The following is a 500-nucleotide window of genomic DNA, read 5'->3' as shown; positions in this document are numbered from 1 at the left end:
GGCGCAGGAACTCGGGGTCGTCATCGGGCGCCGACGCGTGCGGGAACACCCGGCCGACGCGGATGGCACGACCGCGGCCCACGAGGAACCACAGCAGCCCGCCGATGATCGGCACGAGCAGGATGACCACGACCCACCAGCCGCGCGGCAGACCGCGGATGCGGGAGCGGTCGAACAGCGCGCAGTCGACCGCCGCGTAGATCGTGAAGACCACGGCGGCGACACCGAGGATCACCCAGAGGCGGACCATGCTCCGATCCTACGCGCGCTGCGTCACAGTGGGCTGGGAGCGCTCATCCAGATTCCGTTGCCTACACTGATCGCGTGAAGGCCGTCCCCGTCTGGCTCCGCTACACGCTTCTGCGCGTGGTGCTGTTCGCTGCGCCGCTCGTCGTGCTGCTCATCGCCGGCGTCTCCCCGTGGATCGCGGTGCTCGTCGCCGCCCTGTTCGGCTTCAGCGCGTCGCTGCTGTTCCTGCGCCGCCAGCTCGAGGAGTTCGC

1 protein-coding gene is annotated in these 500 nt (G+C 70.0%); it reads right to left on the bottom strand.

Going from position 1 to position 500, the window contains the following annotated elements:
- Positions 1-250: PLD nuclease N-terminal domain-containing protein (locus ABD191_RS29180; RefSeq protein WP_344089226.1), on the bottom strand; the 250-nt coding region annotated here is incomplete at its 3' end.
- Between the last annotated feature and the right edge of the window lie 250 nt (positions 251-500).

The organism is Luedemannella helvata, from assembly GCF_039528415.1.
In the GTDB taxonomy this organism is placed as follows: Bacteria; Actinomycetota; Actinomycetes; order Mycobacteriales; family Micromonosporaceae; genus Luedemannella; species Luedemannella helvata.
The sequence above is the reverse complement of the archived record's forward strand: the minus strand, read 5'-3'. Positions and strand labels throughout refer to the sequence as shown.